The organism is Jatrophihabitans telluris (genome assembly GCF_023516435.1).
Taxonomy (GTDB): domain Bacteria; phylum Actinomycetota; class Actinomycetes; order Mycobacteriales; family Jatrophihabitantaceae; genus Jatrophihabitans_A; species Jatrophihabitans_A telluris.
This window is the reverse complement of the sequence record NZ_CP097332.1, coordinates 2,670,562-2,694,826: the sequence shown is the minus strand read 5'-3', so window position 1 is coordinate 2,694,826 and position 24,265 is coordinate 2,670,562. Positions and strand designations below refer to the sequence as shown.

Below are 24,265 nucleotides of genomic sequence, written 5' to 3'. Positions count from 1 at the left end.
TAGGCTTCGGCGGTGCCCACGGCTGGAAGGACGCCCGCAACAGGCGTCGACGGACCGCGATCGCCTGTGACCCACGGGCAGCGGCGCCGCGTAGGCGTGCTGGTCGTGGGCTGGCCCCTCGTGCTGACCGCGGTGCTGCTCTGGCCGATGCATCGCAGTGGATATCTGCTCGGTCGCGACATGGTGTTCACCCCCCGGCAGCCACTGACCCGCGCTTCGGCCGGCGCCGGGGCGGGCAGCCCGCGTGCGGTTCCCCTGGACGCCTTGGTCGCGCTGGGCAGTCGCATCATCGATGGCGCGTTGCTCGGACGGGTGTTGGTCGGCCTGGTGCTGCCGCTCGCGGCGTGGGGCATGCTGCGGCTTCTGGGGCCTCGTTCTCTCCCCGCGCTGCTGCTGGCCGGCGGACTTGCGGTCTGGAACCCGTTCGTGGTCGAGCGCCTCGCGCTGGGTCAGTGGGCGCTGCTCTACGCCTATGCGGCGCTCCCGTGGATCGCCGTCTCGGCGCGGTCCGTCCGGGCCGACGAGCGGCGGACGGTCGGTTGGGCGGCGCTGTTCGCCTCGGTGGCGCTCGCGTCGATCACGCCGACCGGTGCCTTGATCGGTGCGGCGGCGGCGGTCGTGCTCGTCGCCGGAACCTGGCTTCGCAGCAGCGCGGTCCTCATCCTCGCCGGACTGGCGCAACTCGCCTGGGTGCTCCCGGCCGTGCTGGGCTCGGCGAGTTCAGTGAGCGATCCGGCCGCGGTGGCCGTGTTCGCGGCCCGGTCCGAGCGGGCCGGCGGGGTGTTGCTCAGCCTGCTGGGTCTGGGGGGGATCTGGGACCGGACGGCGACGCCGGACAGTCGGGCCGGCCTACTCGGCTACCTCGGCACGGGACTGGTGGTGTTGGCGCTGGCGGCCTTCCTGTGGTGGCGCCGGACCCTGTCGCCTGCGTCGGACCGCACCGAATGGCCGCGCCTGGCCGCGCTGGCCGCCGCGGGTTTCGTGTTCGCCGCCGTCTCCTCGGTGCCCGGCGGCGGTGGTGTGGTCCGCTGGGCCGTGGAGCACGTACCAGGCGCCGGACTCTGGCGCGACAGCCAGAAGTGGTTGATTCCGTTGGTCATGGTCGCGGTGCTCGGTGCCGCGCTGCTCGTGGATCAGGCCGTGGCCGCGCTGAGGGGGCGCAGCGTGGGCTCGGTCGTGGTGATGCTTGCGGTCGCGCTGTTCGTACCGGTGGCCCTGCTTCCGGACGCCGCGGCGTCGATGCGTCCGACGATCACCCCGGTGCACTATCCGCAGGGCTGGGCCGCCGCGCGTGACGTCATCGCCGCTGGACCGTCGGGCACGGTGTTGTCCTTGCCGTTCGCGTCCTATCGCCGCTTTCCGTGGGTGTCCGCCGTCAACGTGATCGACCCGCTGCCTCGCTGGTTGAGCCAACCGGTCCTGGTCGATGACCGGCTGGTCGTGGACGGTCGCCGCCTGGCCGGAGAGGATCCGCAGGCCGCCCTTCTGGCGGCGGTGCTGGCCAGCCGGGGGAGTGATCCGGTCGGCCTGGCAACGGCGTTGGCTGATCACGGGGTTCGGTGGGTCTGGGTCGAACGCGATGGCGGCGGCGCCGATGCGACCAGCGCTGTGGATCTGTCGGGACTGACCATGCGTTACCAGGACAACTCGGTGGCGCTCTACCAGGTGCCGGCCCCGGCAAAAGGCGGACCAGGTCATACCGCGACGCCCGATCGGACTCTTCGTGGGAACCGGCTCACGGTGCTGATCGCCGTCGACGCGCTGGTGGCCGGCGCGCTCGTTCTCAGTCTCGGTGTAATAGCTGTCGCGGCGGCTCGTCGTTGCTACACTCGCCGGTAACTTAACCGAGGAGATCCCGTGGCCAAGCTCATCTCGCTCATCCTGTCCGGCATCGTGGGTGCCGCTCTGGCCGGGGTCGCGGTGGCGGGTGTGGTGTCCTCGGCGACGGCCGCTCCGAAGCACAACCCGGCGAACACGCAGATCGTCGACTACGGAAACCGCTGATCAGCTGAGTTTGCCGACGCGCGACGGGGTAGCGGATCAGCCGAAGAGCTGACGCGAGAACAGTCGTCCGGACGTCGCCCAATCGAAGTTCTCGGCACGGGCCCGAGCCGCTTTGCCCATGGTCAGTCGGGCTTCACTGTCATCGAGTAGGCGGCCGGTCTCGGCGATCAGCCCCGCAAGATCGTCGACCAGCAGTCCGGTGACCGTGTCTTCGACGGACTCGGTGACGCCGCCGCCGGTTGAGTAGGCCAGTGTCGGGACGCTGCGGGCTGCTGCCTCCATGATGGCGATCCCCCAGCCCTCCTTGACCGAGGGGGCGAGCATCAGCCAGCTGGCGTCGAGCAGTTCGTCGCGGTCGGTGTCGCTGACCTGCCCGTGGAACTGGACCCGGTCACCCACCCCGAGCCGCGCAGCTTCGGCATCCAGTTCGGCGCGCCACCAGCCGTCGCCGATCACGTCGAGCCCCAGGTCCGGTAGCCGCTCGCTCAGGGCGGCGACGACGGCGAGTGCGTGCTCGACCTGCTTGTGCGGCACGAGCCGGCCGAGCACGCAGATGCGGGGCGTGTCCGAGCGCGGTCGCAGTCGGGACGGGTGGGGCACGTCGATGCCGTTGTGTACGACGGCGATCCGATCGGCATGGACACCGAGGGCACCGAGGTCGGCACGAGTGGACTCGGAGACGGTGAGGTAGGCCGCGGACCGGTACAGCCACGGCGCCAGCCGCGATTCGATCCACCATCCGATGCGACCGCGCAGGCCGGGATAGACGATGTGCCATTGCTCGCGGTGGACGTGGTGAACCAGCACCGTCAACCCGCGTCGTCGAACCAGCGGGCTGAAGAACGGAATGCCGTTGTGGACGTCGACGACGATGTCGGTACGCCGACCCCGAGCGCTGAGCAGGTAGAGCAAGCCGTGCAGGTATACCGACAGCCAGCCGCCGCGCCGGCGGAATCGAACGCCGTCGCGGACCTCGTCGGCGGGAGCGCGATCGTGTGCGGCGCAGACGATGGTGACGTCATGGCCGTCGCGGACGAGCCAGCGGGCCATGTGTTCGACGTAGACCTCGGAGCCACCACCCTCTGGATGGCTGGTGTCGCGCCACACCAGGAAGGCGACGGATTTGTTCGCGTTGGGCACCGAGGTGGATCCTCCGAAAGGGCGGCGCAGCGGTTGGGGTTACCGGAGAGTAGCCCAGATATCGGTTCGGTGAACCGGTGTGGGCGATTCTGTTACCAACCGGTAGCGTGCGTTCGATGTCCGCCGTCTCGCCACCGTCGTCCCGCCCAGATCTGGGCCGGTCGATACGGCTGTTTCGGCTGTTTCTGGTTGAACAGAGCGAACCGGACCGCTTCTACACGGCGCTGGCCGAGGATTCCGTCGACCAGCTGCGACGCTACGTGCCGCTGGCCTCGGCGACCTTGCTGGACGTCGGGGGCGGACCCGGGTACTTCGGCCGGGCTTTCGCCGCCGCGGGTGCCCGCTACCTGGGCCTGGAGATCGACGCCCCGAGCGACGGACCCGTCGAGATCACCAGCGTGCGGGGGTCGGGGGAGATGATCCCGTTGCTCTCGGAATCGGTGGACATCGCCTACAGCTCGAACGTCCTGGAACACGTCGCCCATCCGTGGACCATGGCAGATGAGATGGTGCGGGTGACCCGCCCCGGCGGCGTCATCTACCTGTCCTTCACGCCCTGGCTCTCGCCGTGGGGTGGGCACGAGACCGCACCCTGGCACCTGCTCGGCGGGGGCGCCTACGCCCGGCGCCGCTACCGCAGGCGGACCGGCCACGAACCGAAGAACCGTTACGGTGAAACGCTGTTCGGCTATCGCGTGGGGGAGCTGCTGGCCTGGGCCCGGTCCCGCGACGACGTCGAGATTCTCCAGTGCTTCCCGCGTTATCACCCGCGTTGGGCCTGGTGGATCGTGCGGGTACCCGGCTTGCGCGAGCTCGCGGTGTGGAACATCGTGATGGTGTTGCGGCGTCGATGAAAGCACCGCCGACCCTGCACCGGTTGAAGTTGTTCGCGGTCTGCCTGTCCCTGGTGCTGCTGGTGTTCTGGCAGAGCGCGGGCGACACCGCGACCGACACCAAGTTCGACCTCGTCGTCTCGCCGTGGCGCTTCCTCGGCCGCGCCCTGCGCCTGTGGGACCCGATCACCAACGCCGGTGTCCTTCAGAACCAGGCTTACGGATACCTCTTTCCGATGGGGCCGTTCTTCGGGCTGTTGCACAGTCTCGGCTTGGACCCCTGGGTGATCCAGCGGTCCTGGGAGTCGGTCCTCGTCGTCGTGGCGTTCCTCGGGGTAGTGCGGCTCAGCGGGCTGATGGGCACCGCTGGACTGTGGCCGCGTGTCGGCGCCGGGTTGTGTTACGCCCTTGCGCCTCGGATGCTCAGCGAGTTGACCTCGATCTCGTCCGAGTTGATGCCGGTCGCCGCGCTGCCTTGGGTCCTGATCCCGCTGGTGCGGGGCAGCCGGGGCGGATCGACGCGCCGGGCCGGCCTCCGCTCGGGGGCGGCCATGCTGCTCGCCGGTGGGGTCAATGCCGGCGCGAGCCTGGCGATCCTGCCGGTTCCCCTGTTGTGGCTACTGTTCAACCGCGGGCCCCGTCGGCGTTCACTGTCCGGCTGGTGGGTTCTCGGCACGACCCTGGCCTGCCTGTGGTGGGCGATCCCGCTGTTGTTGCTCGGCCGTTACAGCCCACCCTTTCTCGACTGGATCGAGACCGCCGCGGCCACCACACAACCGACCGCACTGTTCGCCGACCTGCGTGGGGTCACCCATTGGGAGGCCTACCTCGGGCCGTCGGTCTGGCCCGCGGGCTGGGTGCTCGCCTCGGCGCCGGTTGTCGTCGTGGCGACCGCCGCCGCCGCCGGGTTCGGTCTTGCCGGCCTGAGCCGGCGCGATATCGGGCACCGGGCCTTCCTCTGGACGACCCTGCTGATCGGGCTGGTCCTGGTCAGTCTCGGTCACGCGGGGTCGGCCGGTCCGCTGTTCGCCGCCGACGTGCGACACGCGCTGGACGGTCCGCTCGCCGCTTTCCGCAACGTTCACAAGTTCGATCCCGTCGTTCGCCTGCCCCTCTCGCTCGGAGTCGGCTTCCTGCTCAGCCGCCACGGGGTGCCCGCGCTGACATCGTTCCGGGTGCCCCGGCGCAGCGGCTCCGGCGGCGAGTCGACGACGATCACCCTTCCCGTCCGCCGCTACGTGGCGATGGCGCTCGTGGTCGTCGGAGTCGTCGCGATCACCCCGGCCCTGAGCGGCCAATTGGTTTCCAACCCCCGGATCACCACCGAACCCGGCTGGTGGCGCTCGACCGGCGCGTGGCTCGCCGACCACAGCGAGGGACGACGGGCGCTGGTCGTACCAGGCAGTGCGGCACCGGCCTATCTGTGGGGGAAAACCACCGACGACGCCCTGCAACCCGTTGCCACCAGCCCCTGGACGACGCGGGATGCGGTCCCGCTCACCCAGGCCGGCTACATCCGGTTGCTCGACTCCTTCGAACAACTGCTCGCCCAGGGCCAACCCGACGACAGCGTGGCCCGGTTGCTGGCCCGCGCGGGGATCGGTTACGTGGTGCTGCGCAACGATCTGAACACCTTCACCTCGGTCAGTACGCCCACGTCCCTGGTGCGCAACGTGCTGCAGACCTCGCCCGGCTTCAGCGAGTCCGCCTCTTTCGGCCCGTCTGTAGGCGGCAGCAACTCGCCCAACAACCTGCTCGACGGCGGACTGTCCCGGCCACGGCCCAGCGTCGAGATCTTCGCGGTGAACGCGGTCAACTCGGTCGACGGTCCGGGTCTGGTCAGCTTGCTGCCGACCGGCGCAGCGGTGACGGCCAACGGATCGGCCGACGAGCTCGCGGATCTGGTCGCGGCCGGACTGCCGTCGAACTCCGCCGTGCTGTTCGACCGCGATGCCCAAGCCGCCGGCGTGCAGGCCGGTTCGCTGCTGACCGACGGGCTCCGACGGCAGCAGGCCAGCTTCGCGAATCTGCTCACCAAGTCGGTGACCCTGGCCCACGACGAGGCCAGCCTGCCTGCGCGCAAGGCCCAGGACTACCTGCCCGATCCGACGCCGGCCTTGTCGCAATACGTCTATGCCGGCGGGGTGAACTCCGTCCTCGCCACGTCGTCCGGAGCCGCGCAGTACGCGCTGAGCAATCGTGGACCCGATCACGGGGCCTGGTCGGCGATCGACGACGATCCGGCCACGTCCTGGCAGAGCAGTTCCTTCGCCGGTGCGGTGGGGCAGTCGCTGACGATCGGGTTCGACCATGATCAGATGATCGGCTCGGTCTCGATGAACTTCGTCGCCGGCCTCGGTCCCATGCCGACCCGGGTGCTGATCCGGACCGACGCCGGCAGCAGCGTGGCTCGGGTGGTGCCGGCGAGCGGTCTGCAAACGGTGCGCGTGCCGGCGCGCTCGACTCGCCAGCTCTCGGTCTCGGTCGCTTCGGTCGTCGGAGGTGGTCCGGGGGCCGGAGTCGGCCTCTCCCAGCTGACGATTCCCGGTGTCCAGCCGAGGCGCTTGCTGGCCGTGCCGGGTGCCTCCGATCCGTCCCTGATCTTCTTCCACGTCGCCGCGGGGCAGCGAAGCCCGTGCCTGCCGGCGGATTCCCTGCTGTACTGCGAGCCCGCCTACCAGCAGACGGGTCAGGAGGACAGCTCGCTCAGCCGGCGGTTCGTCACGACGGTCGGCCGTCGCTATGCGCTCTCCCTTCAGGTCGTGTTCCGGTCGGGCCAGGCCCTCAATGCCCTGCTGGACAAGGGGTCAGCGGTGCAGGCGAGCGCATCCTCGACCTTCCTGGCCGACCCGAGATTGCGGGCCGAGAGCGCGGTCGACGGCGATCCGGCCAGTTATTGGCGCGCCGCCGCGGGAGACGCCCGGCCGACTCTGACCCTGCGCTACGCCGCCCCGCGCCGGATCTCCGGAGTGCGAGTGTCGTTGCCGCCGGCCGCCGCGGCAGCACGTCCGGTGAGAGTTCGCCTCACGGCGGCGGGGGTGTCCTGGACCGGACCGGTGCCTTCGGACGGCGTGATCGCGCTGCCCCGCCCGGTGCGTGCCCGCAGCCTGAGCATCACGGTCCTGCAGGCCCAGCTGCGGACGGACTCCAACTCCGCGACGGTGGCGACCGCGCTCATGTCGGTCGGTATCGGTGAGGCTCAGGCTCTCCCCCCGGTGCGTTCACCTCAGGCGGACCCGGCGGTCGGCGTCGGTTGTTCGGCCGGGCTGACCGTCGACATCGACGGGGTTCGGCGGCAGGTCAGTGTGAACGCAGCTCGCTCGGACGTGCTGGCCGGTCGCCCGGTAGCGGCGTCACTCTGCCCGGGCCGAGCTTCGGGCCGCGACCCGCTGGTCGACCTCGGCGCGGGCACGCACACCCTCGAACTTGACCGTAACGACGTCCTGGCGCCGTACTCGGTCATGCTGGCCCGTCCCGGCGTCAGCCTGCCCGGACTGAATGCGACCGCCGACCCCGCCGCGATGCGGCTGCAGGTCTCGAAGTGGCAGGCCACCGACCGTGCGGTGCAGATTCGCGCGGGCGCACCAGCTCTGCTGGTGGTCGCGGAGAACTTCAACGCCGGTTGGCGGGCAAGTCTGAACGGAGCCGGCCTGAGGCCGATCCGGGTCGACGGGTGGGAGCAGGGCTGGGTGGTGCCGCGAGCGTCTTCGGGGACCGTGATCATGACCTATGCGCCTCAGCGACCCTTCCAGCTCGGTCTGGCCGCCGGTGCGGTCGCGGTGCTCATTTTGCTTGGGCTCATGTGGCGGGTCCGGGGAGGTCGTGAACTACCGGGCACCGTGCCGGTCTCGCCCACGTGGTGGGCATACGCGGTCACCAGCATCGCGGGGGCTGCCCTGCTCGCGGGTGCACAGGGCGGCCTGATGGCCCTCGCCGCGGTCGCGGGGGTTTTCTTCCTACGCGGGCGGGTAGATCTCGCCCGGTCCTACCTACCTCCGGTGCTGCTGCTCATCGCGGCGTTGGTCGTGGCCGGAGGTACTCACAGTCTGTTGTTCAGCCGTACCAACGCGCCGATGACTCAGCTGCTCTGCGTGTTCGCAGTGGTACTGGCGTGCCTGTCGGGCGCTGAGCGACCGCGCCAGCCTCGGGAGAAGTGAACCAACAACGGCTGCTCGACCAGGTGCCAGGACACGGCGGCGACTGCCGTGGTGGCGACGATAGTCACGACGAGCATGGTCATGAAGTGCCCGCGAAAGGACTCATAGCCGAGTTCGCGTTGCAGCAGCAGCATGATCGGGACGTGCCACAGGTACACCGAGTACGACAGGTTCGCCAGTTCGTGGGCGATCTCCGAACCCAGCGCCTTGGTCACCCCGTTGGCCGGTCCGAGCACGAGCGGCAGCAGAAAGAAGAACGCGGCCAGACCGAACAGGTAGTGCTGTGCGGTCCACTGCCACCAGGTCGCCGGTGCCAAGGTGTACGGGACACCGACAGGCAGCGTCGCGATGAGGAATGCGACGAGCGCGATCACCCAGCAGGTACCGAGCGATTGAGCCCAGGCCGCGGTGTTCTGTTGGAGTCTGGGCCAGACCCCGAGCTCGGCGGGGATGCAGGTCAACAACGCCAGCAGCATCCCGAGGGCGAACCAGTCCAGGTAGCCGGGTAGCCACAGCAACGCCTGGCTGTTGCTGATGGGCAGCTGGCCCTGGATGACGTTGAACGCCAACGCAACCACGCCCAGCCCGGCGCACGCGGCCAGCTGCCGGCGGGCGGCGCTCAGCGGTCCGGCCGAGCGGCGCCCGAACACCCAGGCGAAGGCGGGAATCAGCAGGTAGAAGCTGACTTCGACCGCCAGGGTCCACAGGTGCGTCAGGTTGGGGTCGTAGTCGTGATGGTCATAGGTCTGGATGAGAAGGAGGTAGTGCAGGTAGTCGGTGGGATGCACCGCGTACGTGGTGAGCCAGGTAAGCGTCACGACGACGAAGATCCAGGCCGCGGGAAAGATGCGAAGAGCTCGACGCCAGAAGAAGATTCCTACTCTGGGCCGCGGGTCCAGCCCGAGTGAATGTCGGGCGAACGGGCGGTAGAGCAGGAAGCCCGACAACAGGAAGAACAACGTCACCCCGAAGTCCAGACGCGCGAGCACCGGCCCGAGAATGCCCGGATGCTGGGTGCGACCGCTGTTGAAGCCGACGTGGGTGCCGATGACGGCGTAGGCGGCCAGCGCTCGAACGCCGTCCAGTGCGGCGAACCGTCCGCCGGCCGGTCTTACCGTGGGCTTCACGTCAGCCTGCCTTCGGAAACGGTGCGCCGATCGCGACGCCGGCCAGGCAGATGCTGGCGTGGCGATCTTCGGACGTGATGATCACGCTGGTCGGCGCCGACAACGGCAGACGCCGATTGACCTGCGCCAGCGTCGCCGTGATCGTCAGTCGGGAGCCACCGATCGGCGCCACCTCGTTCCGGTGGTCATCGACGATCTGGACGTCGATCGTGCTGGGGTTGGCCTGGTACAGGCTGAGCTGTAGGAACCACTCGGCGCGGGGGACTGCGGGGGTAAGCGGGATCTGCCAGCGTCCCGCGCCCGACAGGTAGAAGCCGCACTTCGGGCTGGTGCCACCGACCCCGACGGCGGCGTCGACGAACGTGACCGGGACCAGGTGCCCGTCGCCGGCGACCATCAGCGGGACGGTGGACGAGTCGTCGAAGCTGGCTCGAAGACCGGCCAGGTCCAGCAGGTCCGAGACGTGATGGTGCGGTTCGACACCGGACACGATCTGAGTCGGCAGCATGCTGTCGTAGAGCGCGACGTGACCGCCTGGGTGACCGAGCGCCGAGGTCAGGTTCGCGACGTAGGCCCGGGTGGGATTGCGGGCGAAATCGTCGGAGAAGCGCCAGGCGGACAGGGCACTGCTCAGCACGAGCAGGACGCAGACCACCGCCAGCAACGGGCGATTCTCGCCCAGACGCGCGGGTCTGAGCTCCTCGTCGCGGGGTGTAGCCGCGGCGTCGCCGCTTCGGTTGACGGGCCGCAACGACAGAACGACCGCCAGCGCCAGGGGGATCGCGACGGGGTAGCTGTAGCGCAGGGTCAGGGGAATCAGCTGTCCGTACACCCCGTACCGGCCGATGCCCACGATCAGCACGCTCCCCACAGCCGTGCACACCGGCATCGACCAGGCCACGACGCTCGCCCAGCGCGTCACGGTGAATCCCAGAACGAGCAGCACGACGAAGGCAACCTGGCCGGCGATGATCACCGTGGGTGGTGGTGCGGCGTAGCCGACGAAGATGTTCGGCTGCGCGAACCAGCTCCACGGACCGCCGACGAGGATCGGGCCGACGGCCTTGAGCCATTCGTTGCGCACGAGCAACAGGCCGTCCGACAGCGACAGCGGATGCGCCCCGGTGGCGTAGTCGCTGCGCTTGCTGAGAAACAGCGTCGCGAAGCACACCAGGGGGCTGAGCAGCACAAGCCAGCCGTAGCGTTGGCCGACGGCCTGGCCCCACCGCTCGCGCAGGTTGCCACGGTAGAGAAATCCGAAGGCCAGGACGGGGTAGACGACAAGTTCGGCCAGGGTGCCACTGCCGGTGAAGATCGCCAGACTCAACCAGATCCCGGACACCGCAGCGGCCCGCAGGCCGCCGGAGTCGAGGAATCGGAGGAACGCCAGCAGGCTCAGCAGCAGCAGGACGTGGGACGGGACGAGATCGACGGCGCTGGTGAGCCAGCTGGCGCCAGGGACCGTCAGGGGGCTTACGGCGTAGACCAGCGTCACGGCCGTGACGAGCCAACACGGTCCGACCAGCGCGACCAGCAGCCGGTACAGCAGATAGGTCGCGGCCACGCAGCCGAGCACGCGCAGCACGATGGTCAGGGAGTAGTTCAGCGGAGCGAGGTGGGCGAGCAGCCAGTACTCCAGGCGAATCACCGGGCTCAGATGGCCGCCCAACGACTCGGACAGGTAATGCCAGTCCAGACTCGCATTGCGCGCGTCAGCGAGGTTGGAGATCTCCGACTGCAGGTACCAGCCACGGTCGAACAGCACGAACAGCCAGCCGGCCTGCGCGCCCAGGATGGCCGCCAACGCAGCACGGCGAGGCCACCAACGGTCCCTGACCACCGGCGGAGTTGCTGTTGTGATGACCCTGAACTCCTCGGACGCAGGCACGCTTGATTTCAGTTCTGCGACATCCTACGGAAAGCTCCCGGCGGAGGCTACTAGCTGGTAACGTGCGCGCAATTCGTCAATCAAGCACCGGTGCTTCATTCGGAGCCGAGGGGGTTCGTGTGCGTAGGGTGCTGTCTTCCGTCCTGGTGCTCGTCGGGGTGTTCTGCATAGTTCTCGCGGGATTGCTGGCGTTCTACGCGCCGGGCAAGGCCCTCAAGACGCCGCTGAACCTGAACATCAAGCAGATCGCCACCGGCCCGGCGAAGATCCTCAATTCCTCGACCGGCCAGGTGGAGGACACCCAGTTGATCGCGACCCGCCGGGTGCGCACGGACTCCTCGGCGTCGGACAGTTCGGTGACGGTCATCCAGGAAACCCTCTGCATCGTGAAGAACGTGGGCAATCCGCCGGAGTGCGTGGACAAGGACGACCCGCAGGCGCGGCTGGTCAGCTTCACCACTGACCGGGTGGCGGCCGACCGTAAAAGCGCAGAATCGGTCAACGACTCGAAGTACGGCGAGAACATCAACGGCGCCGGCGCCAAGCACATCGGGCTGACCTACAAGTTCCCGTTCAACGCCAAGAAGCAGACCTACAAGTTCTTCGATCCGCAGTCGCAGCAGTCGCCTGACGCCAAGTACCTCGGCACGGACAAGCTGCTCGGCATGTCGCTGTACAAGTACGAGGCGGTCATCAGCAATGTGTCGCTGGACGTCGGTCCGGGGATTCCGGGTACCTACAGCGACACCCGCACCGTGTGGGTCGACCCCAAGACCGGCACGATCGTCAAGGGCATCGAGCACCAGGTCCGAACGCTGACCTCGGGGCTGACCGCCCTGGACACCACGTTGACCTTCGACGCGGCCTCGCAGAAGTATCAGGCTGATTTCGCCAAGAACGGCAAGCGCAAGATCCTGCTGCTGACGGTCATCCTGCCGATCGTGGCTTTCGTCCTGGGTCTGCTCGCGCTGGTCTTCGGACTCCTGCTCGCGTTCCGATCGCGTCCCGAGTCGGGCCGACCGGTGCAGACCGGCGAGCCGGATCGCTCACCTGAGCCGGTCGGGCGACACTGAAGCCTGCCCGATCACACCGAGCCGGGGTCGATCAGGGCCGCTCGCAGACGAAGATCGCCGTGCCGGGAATGATCTTTCCGCGCAGCGGTGACCAGCCGCCCCAGTCCTGATCCAGCTCCGCCGGCCACTCCGGCTCCACCAGATCGACGAGTATGAAGCCGGCCGCGACCAGCTCACGAACGCGGTCGCCCAGCGTGCGGTGGTGCTCGACGTAGGTCGGCGTCCCGGCAGTGTCGAACTCCACGTAGGGCCGCCGGTCGAAATAACTCATCGAGGCCGTCAGGCCTTCCTCGCCGGGATCGTCGGGAAAGCTCCACCGGATCGGGTGGGTGGTCGAGAACACCCAACGGCCACCGGGACGAAGTACGCGCGCGACTTCGCGCATCACGCCGGCGGAGTCAGCGACGAACGGCACCGCGCCGTAGGCGGTGAAGGCGAGGTCGATGCTGTCTTCGGCAAACGGCAGGTGCTGGGCGTCGGCCTGAACGAGGCGCACGCCGCTGGAATCGTCGCGGTCGTGGCTCAACATGCCGAAGGAGACGTCGAAGGCAATCGGACGCGCGCCGCGGGCGGCCAGCCAGCGCGAGCACATCGCCGAGCCGGAGCCGACCTCGAGAACCCGCTTGCCGTGCCACACTCCCGGGCCGCCCAACAGCTGAGCCTCGTCCTCACGAAGGCGTTCCGGGCACCATACGAAGTCGTCCGTCCCGAGGAAGCTGCCGTGCTCGGCGTGGTAGTGGGCAGCGTCGGCATCCCACCAGAGGCGGTTGGCCTGCGCCGACTCGGCCGGACCGATCTCGCGACGTCCGACCCCGACCGTGCCCAGTTCGCCCTCGGTGCCCACGCAGCGAAATCTAGCCCGTCACGTCCAGCGCGGTCCGCGACAGGACGCCTTCAGCCGAACCGGTGCCGGTGGCGGCCACGCGTTGACGGGCCGCGGATTCCATCGACAGCAGGCCGCCGAGGGCGACCCCCAGTGCTCCGGCGCACCCGAACCAGACGGCCGGGTGGGCAGCGCCGATCAGCGAGTTCGCACCGTTGCCACCGAGGAGAATCCAACTGCGGTAGCACGCCAGCAGGGCCCGGATCTGCAGCGCAAGCGCGGAGATCGCCGAGACCGCGAGCAATGCCCCCAATCCGTGCCGCCGAGACGGCAGGGCCGCCAGCAGGGCCAACAGGACGGTGAAACCGAGCAAACCGAGGGTCAGCCCCCACTGCACCCACCAGCGACTCAAACCGTCCACGGTGACATGCAGGCGTCGCAGCCCGTCGTCGTCGTTGCCGAAGCGTGCCAGCCAGCGCCGGTAGTCGGGAAGCGAGGGCGTGACATCGTCGTAGTAGGCGTGGCGCATCAGGGGTTCGACGAGCCAGCACAGCACCAGGACGGCCTGTCCGAACAGGGCGACGACGATGCCGGAGGCGCGCCGATCCCACCGGGTCGGCACCGGCTCGGCCGAGGCCGGCCTCTGGTCGTCGGACGCGGCGCGACGCAGGACGTCCAGGGGGAGGCTCATGGTCTTCCCTATCGTCCGGATTTAGGGGAACACAAGAGCCTGGAGTAGGCTTGAGCCTGCGGGATGGGTCTGTGACCTCGACAGGGAGTAGGTCGCTCGTTCTCCGGGTTCGATTCGGTGCGTTCAGTGCTGAGCCGAGGTCGGTGGGCGAATCGGTGCGAACCGGTAGCTCAGCCCGCGGTTCCGCTCTACAAACTGTCAGGATCTATCTACTCAATGACGACCACCGTCGACCCAACACGCATTACCCCGCAGGTAGCAGTCAACGACATCGGTACGGCCGAGGACTTCCTCGCGGCCATCGACAAGACGATCAAGTACTTCAACGATGGTGACATCGTCGAGGGCACGATCGTCAAGGTCGACCGCGACGAGGTTCTGCTGGACATCGGTTACAAGACCGAAGGTGTCATCCCCTCCCGTGAACTGTCCATCAAGCACGATGTCGACCCGTCCGAGGTCGTTTCCGTGGGCGATGAGATCGAGGCCCTGGTTCTCCAGAAGGAGGACAAAGAAGGCCGTCTGATCCTGTCCAAGAAGCGCGCACAGTACGAGCGTGCATGGGGCACGATCGAAGAGAAGAAGGAACGCGACGAGGTCGTCGAGGGCACCGTCATCGAGGTCGTCAAGGGCGGTTTGATCATCGACATCGGCCTGCGCGGCTTCTTGCCCGCCTCGCTGGTCGAGATGCGCCGGGTCCGTGACCTGCAGCCCTACGTCGGTAAGACGCTCGAGGCGAAGATCATCGAGCTCGACAAGAACCGCAACAACGTCGTGCTGTCGCGGCGCGCGTGGCTGGAGCAGACCCAGTCCGAGGTCCGCAGCGACTTCCTCAACAAGCTGGCCAAGGGCCAGGTCCGCAGCGGTGTCGTTTCCTCGATCGTCAACTTCGGTGCGTTCGTCGATCTCGGCGGCGTCGACGGTCTGGTCCACGTGTCCGAGCTGTCCTGGAAGCACATCGACCACCCGTCCGAGGTTGTCGAGGTCGGCCAGGAAGTCACCGTCGAGGTGCTCGACATCGACCTGGACCGCGAGCGCGTGTCCCTGTCGCTGAAGGCCACCCAGGAAGACCCGTGGCGCCAGTTCGCGCGTACCCACGCCATCGGCCAGGTCGTGCCCGGCAAGGTCACCAAGCTGGTGCCGTTCGGTGCGTTCGTCCGGGTTCAGGACGGCATCGAGGGTCTGGTCCACATCTCCGAGCTGGCCGAGCGCCACGTGGAGATCCCGGAGCAGGTTGTCAACGTCGGCGACGACCTGCTGGTCAAGGTCATCGACATCGACCTGGAGCGTCGCCGGATCTCGCTCTCGCTCAAGCAGGCCAACGAGGGCTCGCTCGTCGAGGAGAACTTCGACCCGTCCCAGTACGGCATGGAAGCCCAGTACGACGACAAGGGTGAGTACATCTACCCCGAGGGCTTCGACCCGGAGACCCAGGAGTGGCTGCCCGGGTTCGACGAGCAGCGCGAGGCGTGGGAGAAGCGCTATGCCGCTGCCCGCGAGCGCTTCGAGGCTCACCGCAAGCAGTTGGAAGAGGCTCAGAAGGCCGACGCCGAAGCTGCGACCGAGACCGGCGACGCGTCCTCCTACAGCTCCGAGGCTCCGGCCGAGACCTCGGGCACGTTGGCCTCGGACGAGGCTCTGGCCGCGCTGCGCGAGAAGCTCGCCGGACGCTAGAACCAGCACCGACATCGAGTCGGTGATCGGCGCCAGGCACTGACGCTGGAAACGAAGCCCGGGAGGTTCGCCTCCCGGGCTTCGTGCTGTTCGCCGGTTACGGTGTTCAGGTGGATGCTCCAACCCGCCGCCGATCCGTCCCCGTAGCTGGCATTGCGTGCGCAGCACTGATCGCCTGCCTGGCACTGAGCGCCTGCTCCAAGGCCGAGCCGAAGACGTCGAACGCGTCCAGCACGAGCCTGAGCACCACGGCGGGTACGTCAGCGGCCAGTTCTTCCAGTGCCTCGCCCACGCCCACACCGAGTGCCACCAGGACGCTGCCCGCCTCGTTCAGCGGGACCTGTGACGACCTGCTGCCGCTCACGTCGATCGAGGACGTGCTCAATGCTCCGGTCATCGGCCAGACTGCGTACATCGTCGGCGTTCCGCAGACGGACATCGGCCGCGTGGCCTACCTGAACTGCAAGTACGGGATCACCAAGACCAAGGTCAAGAAGAAGACGGTGACCACGACGAAGATCGAGGTCGGGATCAGCCTGTACGGGACCAGCCAGCAGGCGCTGGACCGGGTGGCCGGCACGGTGGATGCGTACCGCCTTGCCGGCTCGACGACCTCCGACGCCGGAGTCGGCCAGTTCTCCGGCACGATCCTGATGGGCGGCGGTGAACTGCCGACGCTGGTGGTCGCCGCCGGACCGCGGACCGTTGCCGTGACCGTGGTCGGCAATCTCGTCGCAAGCTCGAAGCTGCCCACGACGCTGGAGAGGATCGCCAAAGCCGCCCTGGACGCCACCACCCGCTTCAACCAGGCAGGGCCCGGGGCGACGGCCTCGGCGTCGGCGTCGGCGTCGGCTGGCTCGAGCTGAGGGCGATGCGCCGGATCGCGCTGACCGGGGGAATCGGCAGCGGTAAGAGCACTGTGGCCGATCTGCTCGCGCGGCGCGGGGCAATCGTGATCGACGCCGACCAGATCGCCCGCGAAGTTGTTGCCGTCGGGACGCCGGGTCTGACTGCGGTCATCAACCGCTTCGGCCGCGACCTGCTTGCCGCAGACGGATCGTTGGACCGGCCGGCGTTGGCACGCCTAGTGTTCGCAGACCGGGCGGCGTTGGCCGACCTGAACGCGATCGTCCACCCGTTGGTGGGAGCCAGGTCCGCCGAGTTGATGGCGCGAGTGCCGGACGGGGGAGTCGCCGTGTATGACGTCCCGTTGCTCGTCGAGAACGGCACTGTGTCTGGTTGGGACGAGGTGGTGGTCGTGCAGGCACCGATGGCGCTGCGGCTGTCCCGACTGCGCGGTCGAGGTCTGCCGGAGGACGAGGCCCGCAACCGGATGGCGCGGCAGGCCGGCGATGAGCAGCGCCGGCAAGCGGCGACGATCCTGGTGGACAACGACGGGACTCTTGAGGAGCTGGCGGCGCGGGTCGACGCGGCGTGGCCACAGATTTCCGGCGAGACGCCGACATCGGCATGAAGCGGGCAGGACCCAGTTTTGAAACCCCAAAGCTCATCGGATAGAGTTCTCGCTCGGCGCCAGTGAGTCGTCTGAGCGGGAAATCGCGAGGGTGACAAGCCGGAGGTCATTGCGGATGTAGCGCAGCTGGTAGCGCATCACCTTGCCAAGGTGAGGGTCGCGGGTTCGAATCCCGTCATCCGCTCGGGTGGACGCTAATGGCGTTCCTCAGGACCGTTTTCCGGTCATGGTGGAGTGGCCGAGAGGCGAGGCAACGGCCTGCAAAGCCGTGTACACGGGTTCAAATCCCGTCTCCACCTCGTAGCCAGTGCTTCGAAGGCCCCCGGGCCGGGTGAGCGCTGAGTACGGGCGATTAGCTCAGTGGGAGAGCACTACCTTGACACGGTAGGGGTCACTGGTTCAATCCCAGTATCGCCCACCATCGGAGGCCCCATAATATGGGGCCTCCCTTGCGTTTAGCGGCGCTCGTGCCCACTACGTGCCCGATGGTGGCTGAGCCCAGGAGGCAGCATGACCCCGATCGAAAGCACCGTCACGATCACCCCGGAGATCCTCGCGGACTTCCCCACTTGGTGCCCGAAGTGGTGCACCAAGAACCACACGGCCGAGTTCGAGGAGGGCGGCGAGGAGGACATGCCATACGTGCTCCAGCATTTCGATTGGCCGTCCTCGCAAGTGCTGTCCGAGCTGCGCAACTCCTACGACGACCGCGTCGAGCGTGCCGGCGGCGGCTCGTGGGACATCGTCCTCGCGCAGAACTCCCTGCCCAGCACCCACAAGGGGTACAACGGGCCGCCGATCGTCCAGCTCGACACCCGCGATTCGATGACCACGAGCACGAGCCTGCTGCTCACCAGCGGCGATGCCCGGGTGCTCGCTGCGCAGCTTATTGCTGCCGACAAGATCGACCAGTAGGGGTCTAAGCACTGCTGAGGCCCTAGCGGCCGAAGTCGATACAAGTCCGTGAGGGGCGCCCACTGGGTGGGCACCCCTCACTCTTGTTTAGAACGCGTTGGGTCGATACCCTCACGCGTCATGGGGATCCTCATATCGCTGACGATGAAGCTGATGTTTTTCGCGGTGCACATGATGATCCTCATGCTCGTCCTGTCGTTCTGGTTCGTGATCGCGTTGACCTGCCTGGTGTGTCGTCAGAGAGTGCCCCGCATGCCGCGGCTTGGCCTGCCCCACCTTTAGCGATCCCGCACCAGCGTCCCGGTGCGCGCCGGCCGCGGGCGGGCGCCCCGCACTGGAACTCCGAATGACCTTGCCGTCCGCCCGGACCGAGGTAATGATCTGCGTTCATGTCTGAATATGCGTTTCCCCCTGCCTGGATCGTGACAATCGTCGGCGGGCAGGGCGGTCCTGCTGGCGTCGGCGGAGTAGGACCGTTTGACAGTCGCGATCTGGCCGAGGCCTTTTGCAAACGCCTACGTGCCGCCTGGGTGCATGACATCACCGACGACTTCACCGGAGAAAGCCCGCGCATCGAAGTCGTTCAGCTGGAGGCAGCTGAGCGCCTCGCGGCCATAGTCATTGGTGACCGTTGAGCCGTCCTCGGCGCCGCACCCGTAGGCGCGCTGCCGCTGGCAGCGCGTTAACGTCGGTCAGTCGGTACCTGCGGTAGCCGTTGAAAGCGCGTCGGGCCTCCACGCGACCTTGCACCACCAGCTCGGCAAGCCCGCGATGGGAGCAGCCCGTCAACCGTTCGGCGGTGCTTTGTCCGATCCAGCCCGCCCCGTAGATCGTGTCCAGCTGATATTCAGCGGCGATCCGCTCGACCGCCCCCGCGTCGTAAAGCGGCCACCGGCCCGCCAACCTTCGCACGGTCGACGGCGTCAACTGCGACACCGACGCCCGGCTGATTCGGAGGCGGCGAGCGACCTGGTCGGTACTGAGCCCGAAGGCGTCGGATGCAGTCTCGACCGCGACGGGGCGACGCTGTACTACCCGTCCGGGCGCCAGCATCCGAGACGCGCTGTTCTCGTTCCACGAGTGTGCTGTCCGGGGGCGTAGTTCGGGGTGTGCGTTGAATGCCTCAGCGATCGCTCGCCACGTCAGGCCCTCGAGCCGTAACTCAGCAGCCTTGGCAATGACCATCTGCTCTCGCTCGTCGGGGACGCCGCGGGTGAGTTCGCCGAAAGGGCCTTTGCCGCTGGTCCACGGCCCGTTGACCTCTACCCGGCGCCGCCTGCCGTCCGACATGCGCTTGACGATCATGGCCCGCTCTAGCTCGGCGAACACTCCGACGATCTGCCGCATCGCGGTCCGCATCGGATCGGACGGATCGTCCTTCATGACTTCGCCATCGTCGGCGGTGTGGACCTGGCCGTTGTTCTTCCACACCACGGCCAGCAGTCCCTCTTGGATGGTCAAGCTTCGGGCGAGCCGGTCCAAGCGGGCGGTGATCAGCCCGTCGGCGCCGTTGGAAGCGACAAGATTGAGCGCGTCGGTGAGTCCGGGCCGGTCGGCAGCCGCCAGCGTGCCTGAGATCCCGACGTCCTCGAACGATGCGGCGAGCGTGTGCCCGTCAGTTGCACAGCGACGCTCGATAGCTCGGCGCTGTAGGTCCAATCCGAAACCTTCTGCCTGACCCGCCGTGCTGACTCTGAGATACGCCACCAGATTCGCCATACGCAAAGCATGGTCGCGGCATACCGCCTAGGCCTCGTCCGTGGGTCCGTGGCTGCCCCAGACCTCATCCGTGAGGCCGTTCAGCCTGAGTAGGTCGACGCCTTCGGGTATCTCGAAGTCGGGGTCCTCGGGCTCAGGCCGTGAACTTCATCCCGCGGGGGGTTGTCCGGGCGTGGGTGGGGTCGCGACAACAGTGCAAACTCTCTCACCGGCGGTGGGTTCTCGCTGAGGGCGTGGGCGCTCTGGGCCGAGAAGCCAGATCCTCGCGCGATGGGCGGGCGGGATTTAGAATCCGCGTCAGTCATAGTCCCGTGCGGGTCCAGCAGCTGGCCCTGCCGGTCACGGAAGCGAAAGACACCAGTCATGTCCGAGCCCCTGGATGCCGTCCAGCTGTTTGCCCGCATCGCGCGGGACCTCGCGAGTCAGGATGATTACGCCCGCACCATGCAGCGGATCGTCGAACTCAGCATTCAGCTCGTGGGCGCCGATATCGCGGCACTGTGGGAGATCAACTCCGGCGGCAAGGTAGCGCTCAGGGCGACGACAGACAGCGCGTCGGGACAAGAGCTGCACTCGATCCTCACCAGAATCGACGAGGGCGTGGCTACCTCCGCCCTCCGCGACCGCCGCACCATCGTGATGCAGGACCTAGAAACTGAGCAACGCTGGCCCGCCTACGTCGCAGCCGTGAAACAGCGGGAGCTTCCGATCCGGTCCGCGACCGCGTACCCCCTTAGCCTGGGCGGCGCTGACCTAGGCGCCCTCGCGCTGTATTCGGCGAAACCGGAGTACTTCAGTCCCGACCTGATCGACGTCGGCGGCGTCCTGGCCGATCACGCCGGCATCGCGCTGGACTCCGCCCGCACTGCGGACAAGGCGGAACATCTGCAGACCGCGCTGATCTCGAACCGGCGCATCGGGATCGCCATCGGCATCCTGATGGCTCTGCACCGCCTGACCGAGACCCAGGCCTTTGACCTACTCCGGACCGCGTCGCAGAACAACCACGTGAAGCTTCACGAGGTCGCCGAACAAGTGATCTTCAGCGGCGAATCACCGCAGTGGCCCCCCGCGCGACGCAGACCCTAGAGCTGATACCGTCCAAAACGCATAGGTTCAGCTCGCTAGCGAGCGACGAGTCTGTGTTCGCGTCGGTCCGGGCTCACCTTCGGGCGAGCAGCAGTGTCAGCAGCGTCACCCCGGGTCGGCCCCCGGCCCTGCCCTCGACACCAACCACACGGGCACCTTTCTACGATGCGTTGATCCCCTCGCCGCCTCCCCATGGGCGGCGGGGGGCCAGGGCCCGTGCGTACCCCTCCGGCCCCGGGCCGCAACGCTTCGAATCCTTTCGGCGTCACGCGTTAACGGAAGGCACCCATGTCACACAACGAGCCGAACGCCCCTTCGGGCAGCGATGAGGATTCGGATCGGGGCGAGCCGGGACACAACCCACCGGAGGACCCCCAGGGCGTTGCCGCGCCCGGTGCGGACAACCCCTCCGGCCGCACGCCCGAACAATCCCGCAGTGATGCGCAGCCCGATCCCCGCGCGAGTGAGGGGGGCGACGCCAACTCTGAGGACTCCGCGCCCCGGAGCGACACGGACCCAGACGAGTCCGGCCCCTCCCTCGGCGGCCCCAACGCCGCTCTCGGCAGCGGTGTCGAGGACGGGCTGACCGACGAAGCTGCGAACACGGACGATGTCACGCACCACGGCTAAATCGTCTGCGCGCACAGGCATCTTGCCGGACGGGGATATCGCGGCGACACTGGGAACATGGCCAAGGATCTCAAGGCGAAGGACCGCAAGAAGCTGAGCAAGAAGGAGTTTGCCCTTCCCGGCAAACGCAAGTACCCAATCCCGGACAAGGCCCACGCACGCAACGCACTCGCCCGGGTCGCGCAAAACGGCACCCCCGCTGAGGAGAAAAAGGTCAAGTCCGCTGTCAAGAAACGCTTCCCCAGCATCGGAAAGAAGAAGGCCAAGAAGTCCTGACCCGTCTGCACATCGCGCTGGGTGCGCGCATCGCCGCCCGGACCGTGTCGGCGCTGACTGCTCGGTCTTGGCGTGCGCTGCGTTCATGCGTTGAGGCTGTCATCCGCCCTTTCCATCTCCACCCAGCCACGGGGCGAGCTCAGCGAAGAGGATCGTCTTGTCATGGCCCGACGCCGTCGGTGCCCATCCGCAATCGGCGAAGTCGAACAGCGTCGCGTCGAGAACCTCGCACTCGTGGAGGCCGGCCTCTGTAATCAGCCCGAGGGCCTCGCCCCGGGAACGTTCGTGAAAGTGAGGGTTTGAGTTCGGCGTAGATGACGACGCCAGAGGTGTCGCGGGTGAGTCGCAGGACGCCGAGGACCACGCCCGACAGCCAGTCCGAGTGCTCCGCGACTCGGCTTTCGTTATACACGTCTCGACGCGAACGGTCACGACGCGAGCTTATGCCCGAACCTTCCCGCGTTGAGCTGTCCTCCGCGCCGAACCCGTAGCCGAACCGCCGACGGCACACTACTAACATCGGCGAGCCTGTAGCGGCGATAGCCGTTGAACGCCTGCCGAACTTCGACCAGTTCATCGGCTACCAACACGTCGAGCTGCCGGTGGCTGCAGCCGCTCAACTCCTCGGCACGCCCCTGGCCGATCCAAGCCGCCCCATAGATCGTGTCCAGGCCATAATCCAGAGCGATCCCCTCGACTAAGGACGTGTCGTAGCTGGGCCACCGGCCCAGCACCCTTCCAACCAGGCTCGGTGCCAACCCCGACACCGACGGGCGGCTGATCCGTAGCCGGTGAGCAAACCTGATCGGTACTCATGCTTCGAGCGACGGGAGATGTCCCCTCAGGGACGGCCCGTGTCCGGGCAACCCGACCAGGTGCAAGCATCCGCGAGGCGCTGTTCTCGTTCCACGAAGACGCCGTTCGTGGGCGTAGCTCGGGATTGGCGTTGAACTCCAGCGCGATTGCCCGCCAGCTGAGACCTTCGCCCGTTACTCGGCAGCTAACGGTCACCGCTCTGGGCGATGTCAACGAGCCACAGGTGAAGGCGATGCTCGGGTGCCTTCGTCGAGCAGGGGCCTGGCGGCGAGTTTCACCATCTTCGACGTCTTCAACCCGACGGAGCGATTCTCCTCGGGGCGCGGCGCCGGTCCAAGGCTAGCGCCGTTCGCGGCTACCGACCGATGTTCGTTATTGGCCGGTCAGGCGCGCGGTGATCGGTGAGCCGTAACCGGTGAGGCCCGGGACGTTTGCGATGGCCGCGGGGTGTCGGAGCCCGGGGTGCCAGAGCAGCAGGCTGCTGTGTGTGCCTTCATCCAGGCCGATGATCAGCCATCGGCTGTCTGAGGAGAATGCGAGGCTCGGGCTGGCTTTGGCCCACAGCTCAACGCCGGGGACGGTCTCAAGCTGGCCGGTGTCTAGGTGCAGGACGGCGATGTCGGAGGGGGTTCCAGGGTGGCCGGGGTCGAAGCGCGGATCCGGTGAAGGCCGGTGGAGTTGGAAGGCGAGCAGACGTCGGTCAGGGCTGATCAGCCCGTCACCGAGGTACGCGTCGGTGCTCAGGCCGAGGTGGTAGATCTGGGAGGACCTCGTGCCGGTGGCAGAGTCGTAGCGGTGTAGGAGGCAGCTCCTTGTCGCTTTGCACGCGCCGTCGGTCCAGAGGATCAGGCCGCCGCTTACGCTGACGACGGCGCTGCCCGGCCCGATCGTTGCCTCAACGCGACCGGTGGCCAGGTTCAGCGTGACCAGCGGCCCTGAGGTGTTCGGAGCCGACCCGTTGGGCGGGGCCTGGTAGCCGATGATCAGATCTTGATATGCGCCCACGACACCAAAGCCCGCGGGCAGGGTCGTCCACGGTCCCCCATTGAGGGGGTCGAGGCGTTCGGGCGTGGTGTTGTTGGCGGGGTATTGATACGCCCATGGATGGCGCCCGCCGGCCAGTAAGCCATCGAAGCGCCCCGCCGCTATCTGACGCGACGCGCCGGCGGCGTCGATCCGGATCACTCGCGAGCGCGCACCTAGATCGCACGTTTGGATCAGCGCGAGAGTGGACGATCCATCGGGCACGACCTGGGTCACGAACTCTCCGGTCGCCAACCGTAGGTGCGGCTCTATGCCGACTCTGGCCCGGTCGACCTCAACCGTGGTCAGTTGCGGGCCGAGCCCGACTTGCAATCCGGTGCGCTCAGTCAAACGCACCGCGGAGGAGATGAGCGGCAAATGTGCTTGGCCGTTGCAGCCACTAGTGGCTGTCGGCCACGGCCGTGGGTGGGGACTCCCCGAGATTGGCGGGGGCGTGCTCGGGACAGACGCGCTAACACGCGGGCTGGGCATCGGTGCTGCCGCAGGCTTGCGGCGCTGATGATTGACGACCCCTACCCCGCCCACTAGCACGACGGCAGCCAATAGCAGAGGCAGTGACCGGCGCCACCGCCGGTCCGAGGCCGCAGTCAAGGACGTCGGGGCGAAATCGATGGACTGGACATCGCGCTCTCGCGGGTCGCGCTCTTGCTCCACGCCCACATGATCGACCTACTTTCCACACGAGGACAAGCCGACCGTTACCCCGGGGACCTTGTTTGCGAGGATGTTGATCTTCTCGATCTGCGGTTCGGAGAACAGCATCCCGATATTGGGTCCAAGAGCGTGGCCCACGCGGCCGACGAGATTGGCGTCGGGCCGCTAACGCTCGGTCATGCTGCCTCTCGGGCGCGCGGAGGTAGAGCTTGCTTGGCCAGTGGGGTGTTCGGTTATG

Annotated in this window: 23 protein-coding genes and 3 tRNA genes; 17 read left to right on the top strand and 9 right to left on the bottom strand. The window is 67.5% G+C overall.

Features of this window, described 5'->3' with window-relative positions; genetic code table 11:
* Positions 1–66: 66 nt before the first annotated feature.
* Positions 67–1,839 carry an MmpA family trehalose lipid delivery protein gene (locus M6D93_RS12570; RefSeq protein ID WP_249769580.1) on the top strand — a complete coding sequence of 591 codons (1,773 nt, stop codon included), beginning with the start codon at positions 67–69 and terminating at the stop codon, positions 1,837–1,839.
* A gap of 18 nt (positions 1,840–1,857) precedes the next feature.
* Complete coding sequence (locus M6D93_RS12565; RefSeq protein WP_249769579.1) at positions 1,858–2,004, top strand: DUF2613 family protein; 147 nt, start codon at positions 1,858–1,860, stop codon at positions 2,002–2,004.
* A gap of 36 nt (positions 2,005–2,040) precedes the next feature.
* Here M6D93_RS12565 and M6D93_RS12560 read toward each other — a convergent pair whose 3' ends face one another.
* Positions 2,041–3,144 (bottom strand): glycosyltransferase family 4 protein, encoded by a 1,104-nt coding sequence (locus tag M6D93_RS12560; RefSeq protein ID WP_249769578.1) that lies wholly within the window; start codon positions 3,142–3,144, stop codon positions 2,041–2,043.
* A gap of 116 nt (positions 3,145–3,260) precedes the next feature.
* Between M6D93_RS12560 and M6D93_RS12555 the strand changes: the two genes are divergently transcribed.
* A complete protein-coding gene (locus M6D93_RS12555; RefSeq protein ID WP_249769577.1) occupies positions 3,261–3,998 on the top strand; it encodes a class I SAM-dependent methyltransferase in 738 nt (245 codons plus the stop codon).
* Complete coding sequence (locus tag M6D93_RS12550) at positions 3,995–8,134, top strand: alpha-(1->3)-arabinofuranosyltransferase domain-containing protein (RefSeq protein ID WP_249769576.1); 4,140 nt, start codon at positions 3,995–3,997, stop codon at positions 8,132–8,134. Before M6D93_RS12555 ends, M6D93_RS12550 begins: the two co-directional genes overlap by 4 nt.
* On the opposite strand, the gene M6D93_RS12545 is transcribed toward M6D93_RS12550, so the two are convergent.
* Both M6D93_RS12545 and M6D93_RS12540 read right to left on the bottom strand, forming a co-directional pair.
* Positions 8,056–9,261, bottom strand: a complete 1,206-nt coding sequence (locus tag M6D93_RS12545; protein ID WP_249769575.1) for an acyltransferase family protein — start codon at positions 9,259–9,261, stop codon at positions 8,056–8,058. The genes M6D93_RS12550 and M6D93_RS12545 overlap by 79 nt on opposite strands.
* 1 nt (position 9,262) lies before the next feature.
* Positions 9,263–11,065 (bottom strand): hypothetical protein, encoded by a 1,803-nt coding sequence (locus M6D93_RS12540; RefSeq protein WP_249769574.1) that lies wholly within the window; start codon positions 11,063–11,065, stop codon positions 9,263–9,265.
* Between the two features lie 212 nt (positions 11,066–11,277).
* Between M6D93_RS12540 and pgfA the strand changes: the two genes are divergently transcribed.
* Positions 11,278–12,222 (top strand): cell envelope lipid trafficking protein PgfA, encoded by a 945-nt coding sequence (pgfA, locus tag M6D93_RS12535; RefSeq protein WP_249769573.1) that lies wholly within the window; start codon positions 11,278–11,280, stop codon positions 12,220–12,222.
* A gap of 31 nt (positions 12,223–12,253) precedes the next feature.
* Here pgfA and M6D93_RS12530 read toward each other — a convergent pair whose 3' ends face one another.
* Together M6D93_RS12530 and M6D93_RS12525 are read right to left on the bottom strand one after the other, a co-directional pair.
* Positions 12,254–13,066 carry a class I SAM-dependent methyltransferase gene (locus M6D93_RS12530; protein WP_249769572.1) on the bottom strand — a complete coding sequence of 271 codons (813 nt, stop codon included), beginning with the start codon at positions 13,064–13,066 and terminating at the stop codon, positions 12,254–12,256.
* Between the two features lie 10 nt (positions 13,067–13,076).
* The gene (locus M6D93_RS12525) at positions 13,077–13,736 is read right to left on the bottom strand and encodes a hypothetical protein (RefSeq protein ID WP_249769571.1); all 660 of its coding nucleotides are present in this window, start codon (positions 13,734–13,736) and stop codon (positions 13,077–13,079) included.
* A 216-nt stretch (positions 13,737–13,952) separates the two neighbouring features.
* Between M6D93_RS12525 and rpsA the strand changes: the two genes are divergently transcribed.
* Complete coding sequence (gene rpsA, locus M6D93_RS12520) at positions 13,953–15,410, top strand: 30S ribosomal protein S1 (RefSeq protein ID WP_249769570.1); 1,458 nt, start codon at positions 13,953–13,955, stop codon at positions 15,408–15,410.
* 106 nt (positions 15,411–15,516) lie between these two features.
* Here the strand turns inward: rpsA and M6D93_RS12515 are convergent, their stop codons facing one another.
* Positions 15,517–15,807, bottom strand: coding sequence for a hypothetical protein (locus tag M6D93_RS12515; RefSeq protein ID WP_249769569.1), 291 nt, complete (start codon positions 15,805–15,807; stop codon positions 15,517–15,519).
* Between M6D93_RS12515 and M6D93_RS12510 the strand changes: the two genes are divergently transcribed.
* The 8 genes from M6D93_RS12510 (at position 15,788) to M6D93_RS12475 (ending at position 18,434) form a co-directional block, all read left to right on the top strand.
* On the top strand, positions 15,788–16,276 hold the full coding sequence (locus M6D93_RS12510; protein WP_249769568.1) for a hypothetical protein: 489 nt from the start codon (positions 15,788–15,790) through the stop codon (positions 16,274–16,276). The genes M6D93_RS12515 and M6D93_RS12510 overlap by 20 nt on opposite strands.
* Positions 16,277–16,281: 5 nt before the next feature.
* A complete protein-coding gene (gene coaE, locus M6D93_RS12505) occupies positions 16,282–16,884 on the top strand; it encodes a dephospho-CoA kinase (protein WP_249769567.1) in 603 nt (200 codons plus the stop codon).
* Between the two features lie 111 nt (positions 16,885–16,995).
* Positions 16,996–17,068 (top strand) — tRNA-Gly (locus M6D93_RS12500).
* 44 nt (positions 17,069–17,112) lie between these two features.
* Positions 17,113–17,183, top strand: a tRNA-Cys gene (locus tag M6D93_RS12495).
* Between the two features lie 47 nt (positions 17,184–17,230).
* A tRNA-Val gene (locus M6D93_RS12490) sits at positions 17,231–17,305 on the top strand.
* Positions 17,306–17,394: 89 nt separating this feature from the next.
* Positions 17,395–17,799 carry a hypothetical protein gene (locus M6D93_RS12485; protein WP_249769566.1) on the top strand — a complete coding sequence of 135 codons (405 nt, stop codon included), beginning with the start codon at positions 17,395–17,397 and terminating at the stop codon, positions 17,797–17,799.
* A gap of 120 nt (positions 17,800–17,919) precedes the next feature.
* On the top strand, positions 17,920–18,081 hold the full coding sequence (locus M6D93_RS12480; protein WP_249769565.1) for a hypothetical protein: 162 nt from the start codon (positions 17,920–17,922) through the stop codon (positions 18,079–18,081).
* Positions 18,082–18,188: 107 nt separating this feature from the next.
* Entirely contained in the window at positions 18,189–18,434 is a 246-nt protein-coding gene (locus tag M6D93_RS12475) for a hypothetical protein (RefSeq protein WP_249769564.1), read from the top strand.
* Here the strand turns inward: M6D93_RS12475 and M6D93_RS12470 are convergent.
* Entirely contained in the window at positions 18,418–19,518 is a 1,101-nt protein-coding gene (locus M6D93_RS12470; protein ID WP_249769563.1) for a recombinase family protein, read from the bottom strand. The genes M6D93_RS12475 and M6D93_RS12470 overlap by 17 nt on opposite strands.
* Positions 19,519–19,881: 363 nt before the next feature.
* Here M6D93_RS12470 and M6D93_RS12465 point away from each other — a divergent pair, with 363 nt between their 5' ends.
* From M6D93_RS12465 to M6D93_RS12455, 3 genes are all read left to right on the top strand, one after another.
* Positions 19,882–20,607, top strand: a complete 726-nt coding sequence (locus M6D93_RS12465; RefSeq protein WP_249769562.1) for a GAF and ANTAR domain-containing protein — start codon at positions 19,882–19,884, stop codon at positions 20,605–20,607.
* A gap of 288 nt (positions 20,608–20,895) precedes the next feature.
* Positions 20,896–21,237 (top strand): hypothetical protein, encoded by a 342-nt coding sequence (locus tag M6D93_RS12460; protein WP_249769561.1) that lies wholly within the window; start codon positions 20,896–20,898, stop codon positions 21,235–21,237.
* Between the two features lie 57 nt (positions 21,238–21,294).
* The gene (locus tag M6D93_RS12455; RefSeq protein WP_249769560.1) at positions 21,295–21,513 is read left to right on the top strand and encodes a DUF6582 domain-containing protein; all 219 of its coding nucleotides are present in this window, start codon (positions 21,295–21,297) and stop codon (positions 21,511–21,513) included.
* A 428-nt stretch (positions 21,514–21,941) separates the two neighbouring features.
* On the opposite strand, the gene M6D93_RS12450 is transcribed toward M6D93_RS12455, so the two are convergent.
* Both M6D93_RS12450 and M6D93_RS12445 read right to left on the bottom strand, forming a co-directional pair.
* A complete protein-coding gene (locus M6D93_RS12450) occupies positions 21,942–22,271 on the bottom strand; it encodes a hypothetical protein (protein ID WP_249769559.1) in 330 nt (109 codons plus the stop codon).
* 430 nt (positions 22,272–22,701) lie between these two features.
* Positions 22,702–23,589: a hypothetical protein gene (locus tag M6D93_RS12445; RefSeq protein ID WP_249769558.1), complete on the bottom strand. Its 888-nt coding sequence runs from the start codon at positions 23,587–23,589 to the stop codon at positions 22,702–22,704.
* Between the last annotated feature and the right edge of the window lie 676 nt (positions 23,590–24,265).